Genomic DNA, 14,611 nt, shown 5'->3' with positions numbered 1-14,611 from the left:
ATCGCGCGCATTTTTTCACGCCCATTTCTAAAAATGTAAAATAAATGTAAGAATTTTCAACCTTACAGCTTTGGCAAAAAAATAAGTAAACCAATGATACACGAAATGACGGCAAAAACGCAAACAGCCCCGGCGGCAGCGTCCTTAGCCGCTTTAGCAAGTGGATGATGTTTGTCTGTTATTAAATCAACCGTATGTTCAATGGCTGTATTTAAAAGCTCTAGCGAAAGCATTCCGCCGATCAAAAGGAAAATAATCGCCCACTCAATCAGACTGAGCCCCACGAGGAAGCCGCAAATGAGAACAGCACACACGGCTGCAGCATGAAACTGGAAATTACGCTCCGTCCGCGCTGTTTCCCGGATACCTCGGCCTGCATGCACGAAGCTTTTGAAGAATCGCTGCAGCTCATTTCTATGATCTCTTGAGTCCATAGGCGTCCAGCAAATCCTTTTGCTTTGTAAACATCTCCTCTTCTTCCTCTTTCGTCATATGGTCATATCCTAAAAGATGCAGAAATCCATGCACGGCAAGAAATCCGAGCTCTCGCTTAAAAGAATGGTTATATTCTTCGGCCTGCTCCCTTGTGCGGTCCGCACTGATGATAATATCACCTAAAACCGGGGGCATTTCCGCGCCCAAAATTTCGACCTCGCCCTCGCCCTCCTCTTCAAGAGCGAATGAGATGACATCTGTCGGGGCATCCTTTCCGCGGTACTCTTTATTAATCTGCTGTATGTCTTCATTGGTAACGATCGTGACAGAAACTTCAGCCTGATCCTGAACGCCTTCACGCTCAGCGGCAAATTGAAGCAGATGCTCTACTTCTTTGAGCATTTCTTCTGAGACACTCCCCGTTTCATCAACAATATCAATCAGTAAACTCATTTATTTCACCTTCTTAGTAGCCTCCGGATATTCGATCCGGGAGTGGAAAATTCCTTTTAATGTTGCACAGAGTGTTTTGGCGATTGTATCCAGCTCTTTAAATGTCAAATCGCATTCGCTGAACTGTCCGTCCTGCAGCTTATCGGATATGATACCCCGGACAAGCTTTTCAATTCGTTCTGGATTTGGATTATGCATGGATCTGACGGCCGCTTCAACACTATCAGCAACAGATATAATCGCAGCTTCCTTTGACTGCGGCTTCGGTCCCGGATAACGGAACTCTTCTTCTGTAATCTGGTCGCCTTTTTCCTTCGCTTTATAATAAAAGAACTTTAACAGCGAGGTTCCATGATGCTGCTCAGCAATATCGACAAGCTCTTGCGGAAATTTATAGCTTCTCAGCATGTTCGCACCGTCAGTGGTATGCGAGATGATAATATTTTTACTCAGCTGAGGAGACAGCTTGTCATGCGGATTGTCAATATTCATTTGATTTTCAATAAAATATTGCGGGCGCTTTGTTTTTCCGAGATCGTGATAATACGCGCCAACTCTAGCAAGCAAACCATTAGCCCCCACCGCCTCACAGGCTGCCTCTGACAAATTGGCGACCATTACACTGTGATGATATGTACCTGGTGTTTCTGTTAATATTTTGCGCAGCAGCGGATGGTTAGGATTAGACAGCTCGAGCAGCCTCATAGTGGATAAAATGCCAAAGCCTGTCTCAAAAAACGGCATCAGGCCGATGATTAATACAGACGAAGCAAACCCCGAGACAATCCCCATCAGCATTAACGTGCCGATTTCAAGACCCGACAGCGCAGTGTTTTGAATCAATAATAAGGAAAGAACGACAATCATATTAATAAACGCCACGAAAAGCCCGGTCTGCAAAATCTTTGATCTGGCATTGTGTTTTCCTAAAAATAAAACACCTGAAATCCCGCTGATCAAATAATAAATTCCTATGACATAATTGAAAGTTCCCGTCACACCCTGATTAAACATCATACTTCCGCAAATCGCAAGAATGATACTTCCCAAAATGGCAATGCGTTCATTCATCAGCAGCTTGATTAAGATCGCGCCGGCCGCAATAGGAACAAGATAGCCGATATTATTATATTCCATCTTCTGAAATAAACTGACAACCTCCATGATAACAAGCAAAAGCGTTGTGATAATGGAGAACAGCAGGATAGATTGTTTTTTAAACTTCAGGTTTTGTTTTTGTTTTTCAAAGTAGTATACAAGCGTTGCGATGAAAAGTCCGATCATAATTAATAGGCCGCTGATCGGTTTAAAGAGATTTGAGTTATTTAATAACCCGGTCAGCTCGAGTTTCCTGTACACTTCCCGGTCAATGAGGTCATTTTCTTCCACAAGCACCTGGCCCTGTTTGATCTGAACCTGCTGGACATTGTCTGACGCTTCCTGCCTTTTTGCCTCAGTCGCTTTCGGATTGAAGACGTAATTCGGAATAATAGCAAAACGCCCGATTTCTGTCGCAGCTGCCAAGTATTTAGACGGGATCGAATTGCTCTTTAGCTCTTTTTCTACAAGATCCTTTGCATCAGATAGTTTATCCGACGAAATTTCACTGCTCATGACTGTATTCACTGCCGTAATGACTGTATCTCTGACAAAAGAAAAGTCTTCACTGTCCGCTTTCAGCAATGTTTTGATGGTATCCTCTGATATGGAATCATTCACATCTGACGTTAGTTTGTTCTTAACGGACTTTACCATTGATTTTTCCGATGGTGATTTGCTGTCTTCTTCTCCTGATTTTTTCACTTCGCTGATACTGTCGAATATAGATGACACAAGGTCAATCCGATTATCTGTATATTCTTTTTTCAATGTATATTGATCTTCCACCGCGTCCTCAGCGGCTTGTTTTTTTTCTTCTGTGGCTTTTTGATCTTCGACGGTTGCCGGAGCATAAATGGTCTTGTCGCTGACTGAGAACAGGTCTAAATCAAGTGTTTCCGGCTTAACATGTACAAAGAGCAAAGCAAACATAATGGCAGCCAACAGAAGATACAGCAGTACATGCATGGCGCGGGCATTTTTAAAGCGGCTCCATTTTTTTGAGCTGCTTTTGGTCTTCCCCTTCTTTTTCAACACAAGAACCTCCTCTTGAAACATCAAGCCCATAAGCAATCATAAAAATGACCCGATAACGCGCGATCGGGTCATTCAGCATTAATTTTGCTTATCGTATGCTTCAATAATTTTCGCAACAAGCGGATGTCTGACCACGTCTGTCTGGTCTAGCTCAATCATAGAAATGCCGTCTATTCCTTTCAGCATCTCCTTCGCTACTGCAAGTCCCGATTTGACGCCTTTCGGCAGATCAATTTGGCTAACGTCACCTGTAATGATCATTTTAGAGCCAAAACCCAGTCTCGTCAAAAACATTTTCATTTGAGCAGGTGTAGTATTCTGTGCTTCATCAAGTATAACATAAGCATCATCAAGCGTCCGTCCCCTCATATATGCAAGCGGAGCAATTTCAATGACGCCTCTTTCCATCAGACGTTCTGTATGATCTGCCCCAAGTACATCATGAAGAGAATCATACAGCGGGCGCAAATAAGGATCTACTTTCTCTTTGAGGTCACCTGGCAGAAAACCAAGGCTTTCACCGGCTTCCACGGCAGGTCTTGTTAAAATGATTTTTTTGATATGTCCGTTTTTTAAAGCATGGACTGCTTTTACGACAGCCAGGTACGTTTTCCCGGTCCCCGCCGGGCCGATGCCGAATACAAGGTCATTCCGCTTCATGGCAGCCACGTATTCCCGCTGTCCCATCGTTTTTACACGGATTGGTTTGCCTTTTGCGTTTTTAGTAATTTCTTCTTCATACATGCTTTCAAAGTAATCAAGTTCATTCTTTTTTGCCATTTTGACGGCGTAAATCACATCACGTTCAGAGATCTCTATCCCCTTGCGAATTAAAGCGAGGAGCGATCCCAGCAGGCTATCTGCAACCTGAAACGAATCTTCATCGCCTGAAACATAGATCGTTTCACCGCGCGTAATGATATTCACATTCAGATCTTTCTCCATCAATTTCAAAAAAGAATCTTGGTTCCCGAACAGTGCAAGCGCCTCGTCCGGGCTTTTCAGTTTTTGATTCATCGCAAGTAAATGTTCTGTCATTCTTCAGTCTCCCTGACAATAGGTGTGGTTTGAACGATATCTTCTATAACTTGGTAAAGAATAATCAACTTTACTTTACCATTCTCGACAGTATGGTGCAAAACTTTTTCACTTTTCACCTCGCCGTTTTCGCCTATTTTATTCTCTACATCCTGTTTACCCATTTTAATGCCTTCTTGAACTGCTTCTTCTTTCGAATATTTTCGCAAAGCCTCTTCACTTTCTCTCGTTTGCTCTTTGATATAGGATACAGGGAGCTTAAATCCGAGAAAATTAAGCGAATGCTTTTCTTGTTCTGTTTTTGGGTGCTTCAATTTCTCTTTTTTAAACGTTATGCCCCAGATCGGGATGGCCAAAGAGCCAAAAGAAAGCTTGTGCTTTGTCCTTACTTTGCCCGTGTAAACGTTAAATAATGTTTCAAGCGGAACCGTCACTTCAGATTTGTACCAGGTTTCTCCGTAAATTTCTGCTTTTGAGGCGACTTCCTGCTGATGCTCTTCACTACCGATCAATCCTGAAACAAGCAGCTGCCCCTTTTCTACATGATCGTGTATTGCAGCCATTGGCTGTCCTTTTTGCACAAACATTCTTGTAATGGTCGCTTTCTTTTTGGCGACAATATCGCGCGGGCTTACATACTTTTCTTTTTCAGGCTCATTTTTCTCCACAACTTTCATATGAATGGTCGTCCCCTTTAAATCAACACCGACCCAAGTGATATTGTCTATTCCGTTGGTTAACGATTTTTGTATTTTTTCTGGAGACATCATTAAAAACTGCAGACGACCCTTTTTAACGCCGATTTCATTCAGATGCTGCATCATTTGATGTTCCGTTTCAGGCTTAGCGCCTGTCACATCAATTTTCCACACCATATTGGAAAGCAAAAACAAAAGGATGAAAAACATTGCAAAACCGATCGTAAACCCTATATTCAGCTTTGATTTCAGCAATAAGAAAGGAAATCCCTTCCGATTGATAAATCGGGCTTTACATTTAAATTTTCTTCTCACCCGCCGAAAGGCATGTACATCCTGAAGCTGTATATATAACGATACGGCTTCTTTCTTTTTTTTGACATGAAAGACTGGAATCCCCTGTCTAGTGCATTCATTCAGGAGCCGTTCAATCCCTCTTCCCGTCAATTCAAGCTGGACCTTACCCGAAAAAAAAGACAGCCATTTATTTTTCACAACATTTCCCCCCCGGCTTTATGACTCAACATATCGAACGACATCAATCGTACCCTCCAAAAGAATTTCTTCCGGAAGAATCGCCTTGATGACAAAATTTTTTCCTGATATGATGCACTGGCCCTGCTTTAGCATCAGCCTCACTTCATTCTCACTGAAAAGCAAAAGGCCTCTGTGGTTTTCTATGTAGATATGAAGTCTGCCAACCATTGTAATCCGCGGCAGATCCATCATAACGTCCGGGGGAATTTCCAATGCTCTTGTCAGCCAAGCTTTCACACGATTCTTTCTTTGCCCCATACAAAAAGAACCCCCTTTCATCTCATATGTATGATTTGAAAGGCGGTTCTAACACTTTAATTTTTACGGACCGTGCGCATCGTATGGTGAGGTTTTTTTGCCCTTGGAGGTCCGAATACCTCCCCTAAGACGATCCCCTGTACCACAGTGTCTTTATTAACCTGAAGCATTTTTTGTTTTGTGTATACTGCTTTTTGTTTAACTGCAGTAAGATCACGTTCCAGTCCTTTCAGGTTTCTTTCTGTTTCCCTGCGTCTTTCTTCCGCTTCCCGTCTTGCCTGTTCTATGCGGTTAGGAATAGGTACAGGAGCTTCTTCAGACTGCTTCTTTTGAGGAGAAGCCGTTTGCACCTGCTGAGGTTTTTTCCTGTTTTGGCTGTTTTTATTTTCCTCTTTGCTCTTTTTACCGAAAATCATAGATATGATTCCGATAACCGCTGCGATAATGAGCGGATTGGTCAGTATATCTTCCATCAGCGTTCTCCCTTCTTAGAGAGATTATGATTTACTGTCTTCATCAGACGAATCTTTCGTCAGCTTGCCGAATGAATCACGCATGTCTGTGTCAGCATCAATATTTTTGATATTCATGTAGTCCATGACGCCAATATTCCCTTCACGCAAAGCTTCTGCCATCGCAAGCGGCACTTCCGCTTCGGCTTCTACCACTTTCGCGCGCATTTCTTCTACGCGGGCGCGCATTTCCTGTTCTTGAGCGACAGCCATTGCACGGCGTTCTTCCGCTTTTGCCTGTGCGATGTTTTTATCAGCCTCGGCCTGATCGGTTTGTAAAATCGCGCCGATGTTTTTACCAATGTCAACATCAGCAATATCGATCGAGAGAATTTCAAACGCAGTTCCTGAGTCCAATCCTTTTCCAAGAACTGTTTGAGAAATCATGTCAGGATTCTCAAGCACTTTTTTGTGGCTTTCGGATGAACCAATTGTAGAGACAATCCCTTCTCCGACACGGGCCACAATGGTTTCTTCCCCTGCTCCCCCAACAAGACGGTCGATATTCGCTCTTACTGTAATTCTCGCTTTCGCTTTTACTTCAATCCCGTCCATAGCCACACCGGCAATGAACGGCGTTTCAATTACCTTAGGATTAACACTCATTTGAACGGCTTCCAATACGTCACGGCCGGCAAGATCGATAGCGGCACAGCGTTCGAATGATAGTTCAATGTTGGCTCGCTGAGCAGCGATCAGCGCGTTGACGACTCTGTCAACATTTCCTCCGGCGAGATAATGGCTTTCAAGCTGATTGGTGGCAACATCAAGCCCAGCCTTATGCGCTTTAATCAGCGGGTTCACCACTCGGTTTGGTATAACGCGGCGAAGCCTCATTCCTATCAGAGTGAAAATGCTGATTCTCACTCCAGCTGCTAATGCTGAAATCCAAAGCATAACAGGCACAAATGTAAAAAATACAGCTAAAACAATGATCCCTACTACGACAATAGCCAAAATCATTAGTGTTGATGGATCCATATCAATTCTCCTCGATTCTGTTTAAATTTCTCTGACGACGATGCGTGAGCCTTCCACTTTTACCACTTTTACTTTCTTATCTTTTTCTGTAAACGATCCCTCCGAAACGACGTCAAGGCGTTCATCTTCAATAATAACGGTACCAGCAGGACGCAGCTGTGTAAAGGTTACACCCACTTTACCTATTAAGTCCGTGCGCGTTTGATTTGATACGTAGCCGCTCTCCGTATTTGTAGAATCATTTAATACAAATTTTTTAAAGAATTTCATACGCTTTCCCAACACCCTTGTCAGTAAAATAAAAGCTGTAATAGAAACAGCTGAGGCGATCAAGAGAGAAATCGCCATGACAGTGAAGCTCCCCGCGGCTAAAAATAGGCTCGCAATAATCGCTCCTAAGCCCAGTAATCCAATGATTCCTCCGGGAAGGAAAATCTCAAGCAGGATGAGGATCACCCCTCCTGCAAAGAGAAGAACTGTCTCGTATCCGGCAAGGCCGGCTGCGAGATGCCCGTAAAAGAACAGCAATAACGCGATGAATCCAACCGTTCCAGGGATGCCGACACCCGGGGAAAAAAGCTCCACCGTCAGACCTAAAAAAGCTATCGTCAGCAGAATAGGCACAATAACCGGGTTTGTCAGCCATCTTGCTGTCTTTTCCGTAAAGCTTTCCTTTGCATAACTGATATGCGCATTTTCGAACCCAAGCTTCTCTACGAGTGTAGATAAATTGTCAGCAGTCCCCTCTGAATAGCCTACATCAATCGCCTTACCAGGGTTAAGTGTAAGCAGATCTCCCTTCGGCGCACCAGCTTCCTTGGCATCTATATCCGGGTCAGCCATAGCGAGCGCATATTTAGGATCGCGATTATTTTTCACTGCGGCATCCTCCAGCTCTGCCAGCCAAAGTGATTCAGCTTTTTGGTCAGCGGCATTGCCTTTACCGTCAATAATCGCGGCCGCTCCTATTTTTCCGCCGGGCGCCATATAAATATTATCGGCTTGCAGGGCAATATATGCACCAGCTGACAACGCGCGTTTGTTTACATATGCAGTTATAGGGATCTCGCTTTCGGTTATCGAGTCCGCTATATCAATAGCCGATTTGACCAATCCTCCAGGCGTATTGATATCAAGAATAATATGATCTGCATGCGCTTCTTTTGCATCTTGTAACGAACGGGATAAAAACGAGGCGAGTCCCTGTTCGACATTTTTCTCAACCGGGATCACATAAACCGTTTGTTTTTCTGCTTTGGCGTTCAGCTGTACGCCTAATAAAGAAAGTAAAAATATGCTCAAAAGAGCAGCACGAAATCCTTTGGTTTGAAGCAAGGGCAGTGTATCCCTCCTTCCTTTTATAATAAGTGCCTTCTCTTTATACGTAACAATGTATCAAAGGTTTCATTTTTTTATGTATAAAAAAAAGACATCTCTCTTAGAAAGATGTCCTTTTTTACGCCATTTAAGACAATTGATTGCTAACAAGCTTATTAATTAAGCTTCCATCAGCTTTACCTTTTACTTTAGGCATAATTGCACCCATTACTTTCCCCATGTCCGCTTTTGAGCTCGCACCAACCTCAGTAATGGTTTCATTTACGATTGTAAGCAGTTCTTCTTCTGACAGCTGCTCGGGTAAATAAACTTCTAAAATGTCCAGCTCTTTTTGAACTTTATCTACTAAATCTAAACGATTAGCGTTTGAAAATTCCTGGAGGGAGTCTTTACGTTGCTTAAGTTCACGAGAAAGGACAGTGAGTTCCTCATCCTCGGTCAAACTGTCTTTCTTAAGCTTAATTGCTTCATTTTGAAGTGAAGCCTTAACCATTCGAACGACAGTCAGTTTGTCTTTCTCACGGCTTTTCATATATAGCTTCATATCCTGGTTAAGACGCTCAAGAAGACTCATAAATCCACCCTCTTTTAGAATTTGCGTTTTCTAGCAGCTTCAGACTTTTTCTTGCGCTTTACGCTAGGTTTTTCATAAAATTCGCGCTTTCTTGCTTCTTGCAAAGTACCTGTCTTTGATACACTGCGTTTGAAGCGACGAAGAGCATCTTCAAGCGATTCGTTTTTTCTAACGACCGTTTTTGACATTCTCTTTCCCTCCCTCCGAATACACCAATCGACTACCTTTAAGTTACACATATAAACATGTACTTTGACATTATAATATAAGCCATCAGTCAGGTCAACTAAGTGAGTTCACTTTTCCGTCATGAGTACGACTGCCTGTCTATATAATGGTGGAAAGGGGTTGGTGAATAAGATGTTGATTCTGATCGGTTTTACTGCTCTTATATTATTCTTTCTCGCAGGCATGAACATGCTTCGAAAAGGCTTAATTTCAATGGCGTACTCAAAAATTGAAGAACGTTTGCTATTTTTTACGGACCATCCATTAAAAGCGTTCCTGATCAGTATTGTATTTACAGGGATTCTTCAGAGCAGTTCAGCCTTTATGGTCATTGTCATCGGTTTTGTAAGCGCGGGCGTCCTTCCTTTTAAACGGACAATACCGATGATTCTCGGAACAAATGTCGGATCTACCTTTACAACTGAATTTATCGCCATCAAAATGGATGTTTTGATTTGGATTCTTTTGATTGGCGGTTTATTGTTTTTTCTGACTGGCAGGTATCCCTTAAAACAGTTGGGAACAAGCCTCCTCGGACTCGGTATCATCTTTTTTTGCATCAGCGGGTTCAGCCACCTTGCAGGACCGCTTACAAAACTGAAAACGGGAGCCGACATTTTATACCACGTTAACGATTCAAACTGGTCCGCTTTGTTCATCGGTATGGCGCTAACTGCCATGATTCACTCAAGCTCCGTTTGTATCGGCATTTTGATGAGTTTTATGAATGAAGGCATTATCGGACTGACACAGGCGATGAGCGTCGTACTCGGGTCAAATATCGGGACCTGCATTACAGCTGTCATGGCTGCTGTATCCGGCGGATATGCAGCGAAACAGACAGCGTATGCCCATGTGGTGTTTAACATGCTGGGCGTGGCTCTCATATTTCCTTTTCTGGCGGGAGCGACCGGCTTTGTAGAACAGTTATCAGTTGACCCTGCACAAAGGATTGCACATTTCAGTCTTTTATTTAATGTGGTGACAGCTTTTTTATTTCTTCCGCTTACAAACTTGTTTTACCGCTTGATTCACTTTCTTATCCCAGCAAAATAAAAAACCGGTACATTTAAATGCACCGGTTTTTAGATTAAGAAGACAAACGCATGTGTTCAGTTATTTCGTCCTCAACAACACGGACGAATTGCCCTTCGTTGTAAGGATAGCCCGCTTTAAGGATTTTGACTTTCACGATTTTGCCGATCATCTCTTCCGTACCTTTGAAAACAACCTTCATATAGTTGTCTGTGTAACCGACAAACATGTTCTCTTCTTCTGTTTCTTTATACGCTTCCTCAGGGATAATCTCAAGCACTTCATTTTCATACTGAGAAGCGTATTCCTTCGCAAGCTGGTCGGACAGAGAAATCAGGCGATGCACACGCTCATTTTTAACGTTTTCATCCACTTGGTTTTCCATTCGCGCAGCCGGTGTGCCTGTGCGTTTACTGTAAGGGAAAACATGCAGCTCAGAGAATTTATGTTCTTTAATAAAGTTATAGGTTTCCATAAATTCTGCTTCTGTTTCGCCAGGGAAGCCTACAATGACATCAGAAGTTACAGCTAAGCCAGGCAATGCTTTTTTCAGTTTGCTTAAACGGTCTGCAAAAAATTCCATCGTATATTTACGTCTCATCCTTTTAAGCACAGTGTTTGATCCGGATTGGATAGGAATATGCAAATGATTCACTATCTTATCCGAGCGGTCTAAGACATCGATCACTTCATCTGTGATTTGGCTGGCTTCGATTGAAGAAATTCTGATCCGTTTAACGCCTTCAACACGAGTGTCTAATTCTCTCAAGAGCTTAGCGAAGCTGTAATCTTTCATATCTTCGCCATAGCCGCCTGTATGAATACCGGTAAGAACAATTTCTTTATATCCGGCATCGACAAGCTGCTGCGCTTGTTTAATGACTTCTTCAGGATCGCGGGAGCGGAGCAGGCCGCGCGCCCACGGAATAATACAGAATGTGCAGAAATTATTGCAGCCTTCCTGTATTTTCAATGACGCTCTTGTCCGGTCCGTGAAAGCAGGCACATCAAGCTCCTCATACACTCTTGCTTTCATGATGTTGCTGACACCGTTAATCGGCTGGCGTTCTTCACGGTATTGGTCGATGTAGCCGAGCATTTTTTCCCGGTCCTGCGTTCCAACTACAATATCGACACCAGGGATCGCCATAATCTCAGCAGGTGAGGTTTGCGCATAGCAGCCTGTGACACAGATGACACCGTCAGGATTTTGACGAATGGCACGTCTGATCACTTGGCGGCTTTTTTTATCTCCCGTATTGGTTACCGTACATGTATTAATGACATATACATCAGCTGTTTGTTCAAAGTCTCTTCTTTCGTAGCCCGCTTCTTTGAAAAGCTGCCAGATTGCTTCTGTTTCATAATGGTTGACTTTACAGCCAAGCGTATGGAAAGCAACAGTTGCCATTATTGATCACCTCTTAATAACTCTGTTTGATAAGAAATTGCACTCAACGCGTATAGCGGTGCGGTTTCTGTCCTTAAAATTCTCGGTCCAAGGCCGCCCGGCACACCGTCTTTCTCTGTGAGCCGTTCAACTTCCGCTTCTGTTAAACCGCCTTCAGGACCAAATACGATCAAAAGGGATGATCCTTTCGGAAGGCTGCTTACAATCGCGCTGAATGCGCTTATTTCTCCTTGCTTTGATGACTCCTCGTATGCAACGACACATTTATCGAAATCCTGCATCCTTTGAAGAAGCTGCTGAAAAGAATGGACATCCATCACTTGCGGCACTTCGTTACGGTACGATTGTTCAGCCGCTTCCTTCGCAATTTTCGTCCATCTTTCCCGCTTTTTCTTTGCCTTTTTGTCATCCAGCTTGACAACAGAACGAGCGGCTTGGAAAGGAATGAAGGCATGAGCTCCAAGCTCAGTCCCTTTTTGGATAATCCATTCAAGCTTATCTCCTTTCGGGAGGCCGCTTGCAATATAAACCTTTATCGGAAGCTCTCTGTTTTCATTCGTCCATTCTACCACAAGACAGGACACATGGTCCTTGGAAACAGATTGAAGTTCACACTTTGCCTCAAAGCCGTCCTGAGAGCAGCAGATGATCTGATCACCCTCATTCATTCTCATCACGTTCACAATATGATGAACATCTTCGCCGGTTATCGAAAAAGCCGGCGCTTCCTCCATTTGCTGCTTCGTGAGCTCGATAAAATATCGTTGCATACGCTGTGACACCTACTAACTGTTATTTTTTCGCAATAATGCTGACCCAATCTTCCATTGAAAGGATTTCTACAATGGTAAAGCCGGCTTGCTCCAGTGCTTCTTTTACTTCTTGTTTTTTATGAGCGATGATACCTGACGTAATAAAATGACCGTCTTCTTTTAACAGGCTGTACGCTTGTGAAGTAAAGCGAAGAATGACTTCAGCCAAAATGTTGGCAACAATCACATCATGTTCCCCTTCAATTCCGTCTAACAAATTGTTTTGCTTCACTTGAGCAATATCGCTCACTTTGTTCAGCTTGAGATTGAGACGTGCACTTTCTACAGCTACGGGATCAAGATCGTAGGCATGAACCGATTCAGCCTCAAGCATTGCAGCAGCAATACTTAATATTCCGGAACCTGTACCGACATCAATCACCTTATCACCCTTTTGCACAAAGCGTTCAAGCGCCTGAATACAGAGTACGGTTGTCGGGTGTGTGCCTGTGCCGAACGCCATTCCCGGGTCCATTTCAATAATCAGTTCATCCGTATGGACCGGCGTATATTCCTCCCACGTCGGAACAATTGTAAACTTTTCAGAAATTTTCACAGGATGATAATACTTTTTCCAGGCAGTCGCCCACTCTTCTTCATTCACTTCAGAAATCGTGATATGATTTCTGCCCAAATCAATATTATAAAGAAGCAAATTATTAATCGTTTCTTTAATGCCATCCACCGTTTCGCCAAGGAAGCTGTTGACCGGCAGGTATGCTTTGACAATGACACCCTCGTCTGGATAATCATTGGGGTCGAGCTGGTAGATTTCCCCGTACACATTCTCACGTTCTTTAATTAAATCAAGCGGGTCCTCTATCACAACCCCACTTGCACCAGCTTCATGCAATATATTTGAGATAGGTTCGACCGCTTCATGTGTTGTGTGAATGCTTAATTCGGACCATTTCAAAACTACCAACTCCTCATCCAATAATTAATCGCCTTTAAACGCGCGTTTTACCTTGTCGAAGAAACTCATTTCCTGTTCGTCAGGCAAGTTTCCGCTGACCTCGGCAAATTCGCGGATAATGTCTTTTTGTTTATCTGTCAGGTTTGTCGGCGTGACGACACGTACGACGATATGCTGGTCACCCTGTCCATAGCCTCTGACATTTTGAACACCTTTGCCTCTTAATCTGAATTTTGTTCCTGTTTGTGTACCGGCTGGAATTTTTAATTTCACTTTTCCATGCAACGTCGGAACTTCCACTTCATCTCCAAGAGCAGCCTGAGCGAACGTTAACGGCATTTCACAGTAAATATCATCGCCGTCACGCTCGAAGAACTCGTGAGCGCGCACGTGGAACACGACAAATAAATCCCCGGCAGGGCCGCCGTTTACTCCTGGTTCACCCTGTCCCGAGAGACGAAGCTGCTGCCCGTCATCTACACCGGCTGGAATTGTGACGTTGATTTTCTTGCGTTTTTTGACTTTTCCTTTACCGCCGCAATCCGCACATTTATTTTTAATGAATTTGCCCGTACCTTCACAGTGATGGCAAACCCGTCTGTTAACGACTTTTCCAAACGGCGTATTTTGCTCCACGTTTAATTGGCCGGAGCCTCCGCAGTGCGAGCACGTTTCCGGGTTTGTTCCAGGTTTCGCACCTGAACCTTTACATGTATCGCATGTTTCCTCACGCGGAATTTCGATGGACGTCTCTTTACCAAAAACGGCATCCTCAAACGACAAAGTCATCGTATACTGCAAATCGGCACCTTGGCGCGGGGCGTTTGGATCTCTTCGTCTTGTGCCGCCGCCGAAAATACTTGAGAAAATATCATCGAAACCAAAACCGCCGAAATCTCCGCCGCCAAAACCGCCGCCGCCGAAGCCTTGGTTAGGATCAGTATGGCCAAATTGATCGTAATGAGACCGTTTTTGGTCATCAGACAGCGTTTCATACGCTTCTTTTACCTCTTTAAATTTTTCATCTGATCCGGCTTCTTTGTTAATATCAGGATGATATTTTTTTGACAGCTTCCGATAAGCTTTTTTAATTTCATCCTTAGAAGCGCTCTTACTTACTCCCAGCACTTCATAGTAATCACGCTTACTCATCTCGCTTCACTCTCCCGAATTTATCACATAAATTAGATTGTATCATTTTGAATTATGATTTTTCAATTCCTTTTATCCCGGGCAAGAAAAAAAAAGT

16 protein-coding genes are annotated in these 14,611 nt (G+C 43.5%); 1 reads left to right on the top strand and 15 read right to left on the bottom strand.

The window, feature by feature from the left end; translation table 11 throughout:
• Positions 1 to 62 precede the first annotated feature (62 nt).
• The 11 genes from ACMX2I_RS08380 to rpsU form a co-directional block, all read right to left on the bottom strand.
• Entirely contained in the window at positions 63 to 434 is a 372-nt protein-coding gene (locus ACMX2I_RS08380) for a diacylglycerol kinase family protein (RefSeq protein WP_087990755.1), read from the bottom strand.
• Positions 415 to 888 carry an rRNA maturation RNase YbeY gene (gene ybeY / locus ACMX2I_RS08375; RefSeq protein ID WP_087990756.1) on the bottom strand — a complete coding sequence of 158 codons (474 nt, stop codon included), beginning with the start codon at positions 886 to 888 and terminating at the stop codon, positions 415 to 417. The genes ACMX2I_RS08380 and ybeY overlap by 20 nt, the downstream gene beginning before the upstream one ends.
• Positions 889 to 3,024 carry a cyclic-di-AMP phosphodiesterase PgpH gene (gene pgpH / locus ACMX2I_RS08370; RefSeq protein ID WP_414956678.1) on the bottom strand — a complete coding sequence of 712 codons (2,136 nt, stop codon included), beginning with the start codon at positions 3,022 to 3,024 and terminating at the stop codon, positions 889 to 891. It abuts the gene before it with no gap.
• A 78-nt stretch (positions 3,025 to 3,102) separates the two neighbouring features.
• Positions 3,103 to 4,062 (bottom strand): PhoH family protein, encoded by a 960-nt coding sequence (locus ACMX2I_RS08365; RefSeq protein WP_087990758.1) that lies wholly within the window; start codon positions 4,060 to 4,062, stop codon positions 3,103 to 3,105.
• Positions 4,059 to 5,255, bottom strand: a complete 1,197-nt coding sequence (gene yqfD, locus ACMX2I_RS08360; RefSeq protein WP_414956677.1) for a sporulation protein YqfD — start codon at positions 5,253 to 5,255, stop codon at positions 4,059 to 4,061. The genes ACMX2I_RS08365 and yqfD overlap by 4 nt, the downstream gene beginning before the upstream one ends.
• A gap of 18 nt (positions 5,256 to 5,273) precedes the next feature.
• The gene (gene yqfC, locus ACMX2I_RS08355) at positions 5,274 to 5,555 is read right to left on the bottom strand and encodes a sporulation protein YqfC (protein WP_003237082.1); all 282 of its coding nucleotides are present in this window, start codon (positions 5,553 to 5,555) and stop codon (positions 5,274 to 5,276) included.
• Positions 5,556 to 5,611: 56 nt separating this feature from the next.
• The gene (locus ACMX2I_RS08350; protein WP_414956676.1) at positions 5,612 to 6,028 is read right to left on the bottom strand and encodes a hypothetical protein; all 417 of its coding nucleotides are present in this window, start codon (positions 6,026 to 6,028) and stop codon (positions 5,612 to 5,614) included.
• Positions 6,029 to 6,052: 24 nt separating this feature from the next.
• A complete protein-coding gene (floA, locus tag ACMX2I_RS08345; RefSeq protein ID WP_087990761.1) occupies positions 6,053 to 7,048 on the bottom strand; it encodes a flotillin-like protein FloA in 996 nt (331 codons plus the stop codon).
• A gap of 21 nt (positions 7,049 to 7,069) precedes the next feature.
• Complete coding sequence (locus ACMX2I_RS08340; protein WP_414956675.1) at positions 7,070 to 8,383, bottom strand: NfeD family protein; 1,314 nt, start codon at positions 8,381 to 8,383, stop codon at positions 7,070 to 7,072.
• A gap of 130 nt (positions 8,384 to 8,513) precedes the next feature.
• Complete coding sequence (locus ACMX2I_RS08335) at positions 8,514 to 8,960, bottom strand: GatB/YqeY domain-containing protein (RefSeq protein WP_087990762.1); 447 nt, start codon at positions 8,958 to 8,960, stop codon at positions 8,514 to 8,516.
• Positions 8,961 to 8,974: 14 nt separating this feature from the next.
• Positions 8,975 to 9,148, bottom strand: a complete 174-nt coding sequence (gene rpsU / locus ACMX2I_RS08330; RefSeq protein ID WP_003152957.1) for a 30S ribosomal protein S21 — start codon at positions 9,146 to 9,148, stop codon at positions 8,975 to 8,977.
• A gap of 172 nt (positions 9,149 to 9,320) precedes the next feature.
• Here rpsU and ACMX2I_RS08325 point away from each other — a divergent pair, with 172 nt between their 5' ends.
• A complete protein-coding gene (locus ACMX2I_RS08325; protein ID WP_414958311.1) occupies positions 9,321 to 10,244 on the top strand; it encodes a Na/Pi symporter in 924 nt (307 codons plus the stop codon).
• Positions 10,245 to 10,278: 34 nt separating this feature from the next.
• On the opposite strand, the gene mtaB is transcribed toward ACMX2I_RS08325, so the two are convergent.
• From mtaB to dnaJ, 4 genes are read right to left on the bottom strand one after another with little or no spacing between them, the layout of a single operon-like run.
• Positions 10,279 to 11,634, bottom strand: a complete 1,356-nt coding sequence (gene mtaB / locus ACMX2I_RS08320; protein WP_414956674.1) for a tRNA (N(6)-L-threonylcarbamoyladenosine(37)-C(2))-methylthiotransferase MtaB — start codon at positions 11,632 to 11,634, stop codon at positions 10,279 to 10,281.
• Positions 11,634 to 12,404 (bottom strand): 16S rRNA (uracil(1498)-N(3))-methyltransferase, encoded by a 771-nt coding sequence (locus ACMX2I_RS08315; RefSeq protein WP_148962092.1) that lies wholly within the window; start codon positions 12,402 to 12,404, stop codon positions 11,634 to 11,636. Before ACMX2I_RS08315 ends, mtaB begins: the two co-directional genes overlap by 1 nt.
• Before the next feature lie 22 nt (positions 12,405 to 12,426).
• Positions 12,427 to 13,362, bottom strand: a complete 936-nt coding sequence (prmA, locus tag ACMX2I_RS08310) for a 50S ribosomal protein L11 methyltransferase (protein ID WP_253268425.1) — start codon at positions 13,360 to 13,362, stop codon at positions 12,427 to 12,429.
• Between the two features lie 24 nt (positions 13,363 to 13,386).
• Positions 13,387 to 14,514 (bottom strand): molecular chaperone DnaJ, encoded by a 1,128-nt coding sequence (gene dnaJ, locus ACMX2I_RS08305; protein ID WP_087990767.1) that lies wholly within the window; start codon positions 14,512 to 14,514, stop codon positions 13,387 to 13,389.
• Between the last annotated feature and the right edge of the window lie 97 nt (positions 14,515 to 14,611).

It is taken from the genome of Bacillus sp. SW14, from assembly GCF_047608225.1.
Taxonomy (GTDB): domain Bacteria; phylum Bacillota; class Bacilli; order Bacillales; family Bacillaceae; genus Bacillus; species Bacillus subtilis_G.
Note: the sequence above shows the minus strand (reverse complement) of the source record. Positions and strands in the feature narration are given on the sequence as shown.

Bases quoted from the DNA above. Each gene is read 5' to 3' on its own strand.
- ACMX2I_RS08380 (WP_087990755.1), bottom strand. From the start codon at position 434: ATGGACTCAAGAGATCATAGAAATGAGCTGCAGCGATTCTTCAAAAGC.
- ybeY (WP_087990756.1), bottom strand. From the start codon at position 888: ATGAGTTTACTGATTGATATTGTTGATGAAACGGGGAGTGTCTCAGAA.
- ACMX2I_RS08365 (WP_087990758.1), bottom strand. From the start codon at position 4,062: ATGACAGAACATTTACTTGCGATGAATCAAAAACTGAAAAGCCCGGAC.
- yqfC (WP_003237082.1), bottom strand. From the start codon at position 5,555: ATGGGGCAAAGAAAGAATCGTGTGAAAGCTTGGCTGACAAGAGCATTG.
- ACMX2I_RS08350 (WP_414956676.1), bottom strand. From the start codon at position 6,028: ATGGAAGATATACTGACCAATCCGCTCATTATCGCAGCGGTTATCGGA.
- floA (WP_087990761.1), bottom strand. From the start codon at position 7,048: ATGGATCCATCAACACTAATGATTTTGGCTATTGTCGTAGTAGGGATC.
- ACMX2I_RS08335 (WP_087990762.1), bottom strand. From the start codon at position 8,960: ATGAGTCTTCTTGAGCGTCTTAACCAGGATATGAAGCTATATATGAAA.
- rpsU (WP_003152957.1), bottom strand. From the start codon at position 9,148: ATGTCAAAAACGGTCGTTAGAAAAAACGAATCGCTTGAAGATGCTCTT.
- ACMX2I_RS08325 (WP_414958311.1), top strand. From the start codon at position 9,321: ATGTTGATTCTGATCGGTTTTACTGCTCTTATATTATTCTTTCTCGCA.
- mtaB (WP_414956674.1), bottom strand. From the start codon at position 11,634: ATGGCAACTGTTGCTTTCCATACGCTTGGCTGTAAAGTCAACCATTAT.
- ACMX2I_RS08315 (WP_148962092.1), bottom strand. From the start codon at position 12,404: ATGCAACGATATTTTATCGAGCTCACGAAGCAGCAAATGGAGGAAGCG.
- dnaJ (WP_087990767.1), bottom strand. From the start codon at position 14,514: ATGAGTAAGCGTGATTACTATGAAGTGCTGGGAGTAAGTAAGAGCGCT.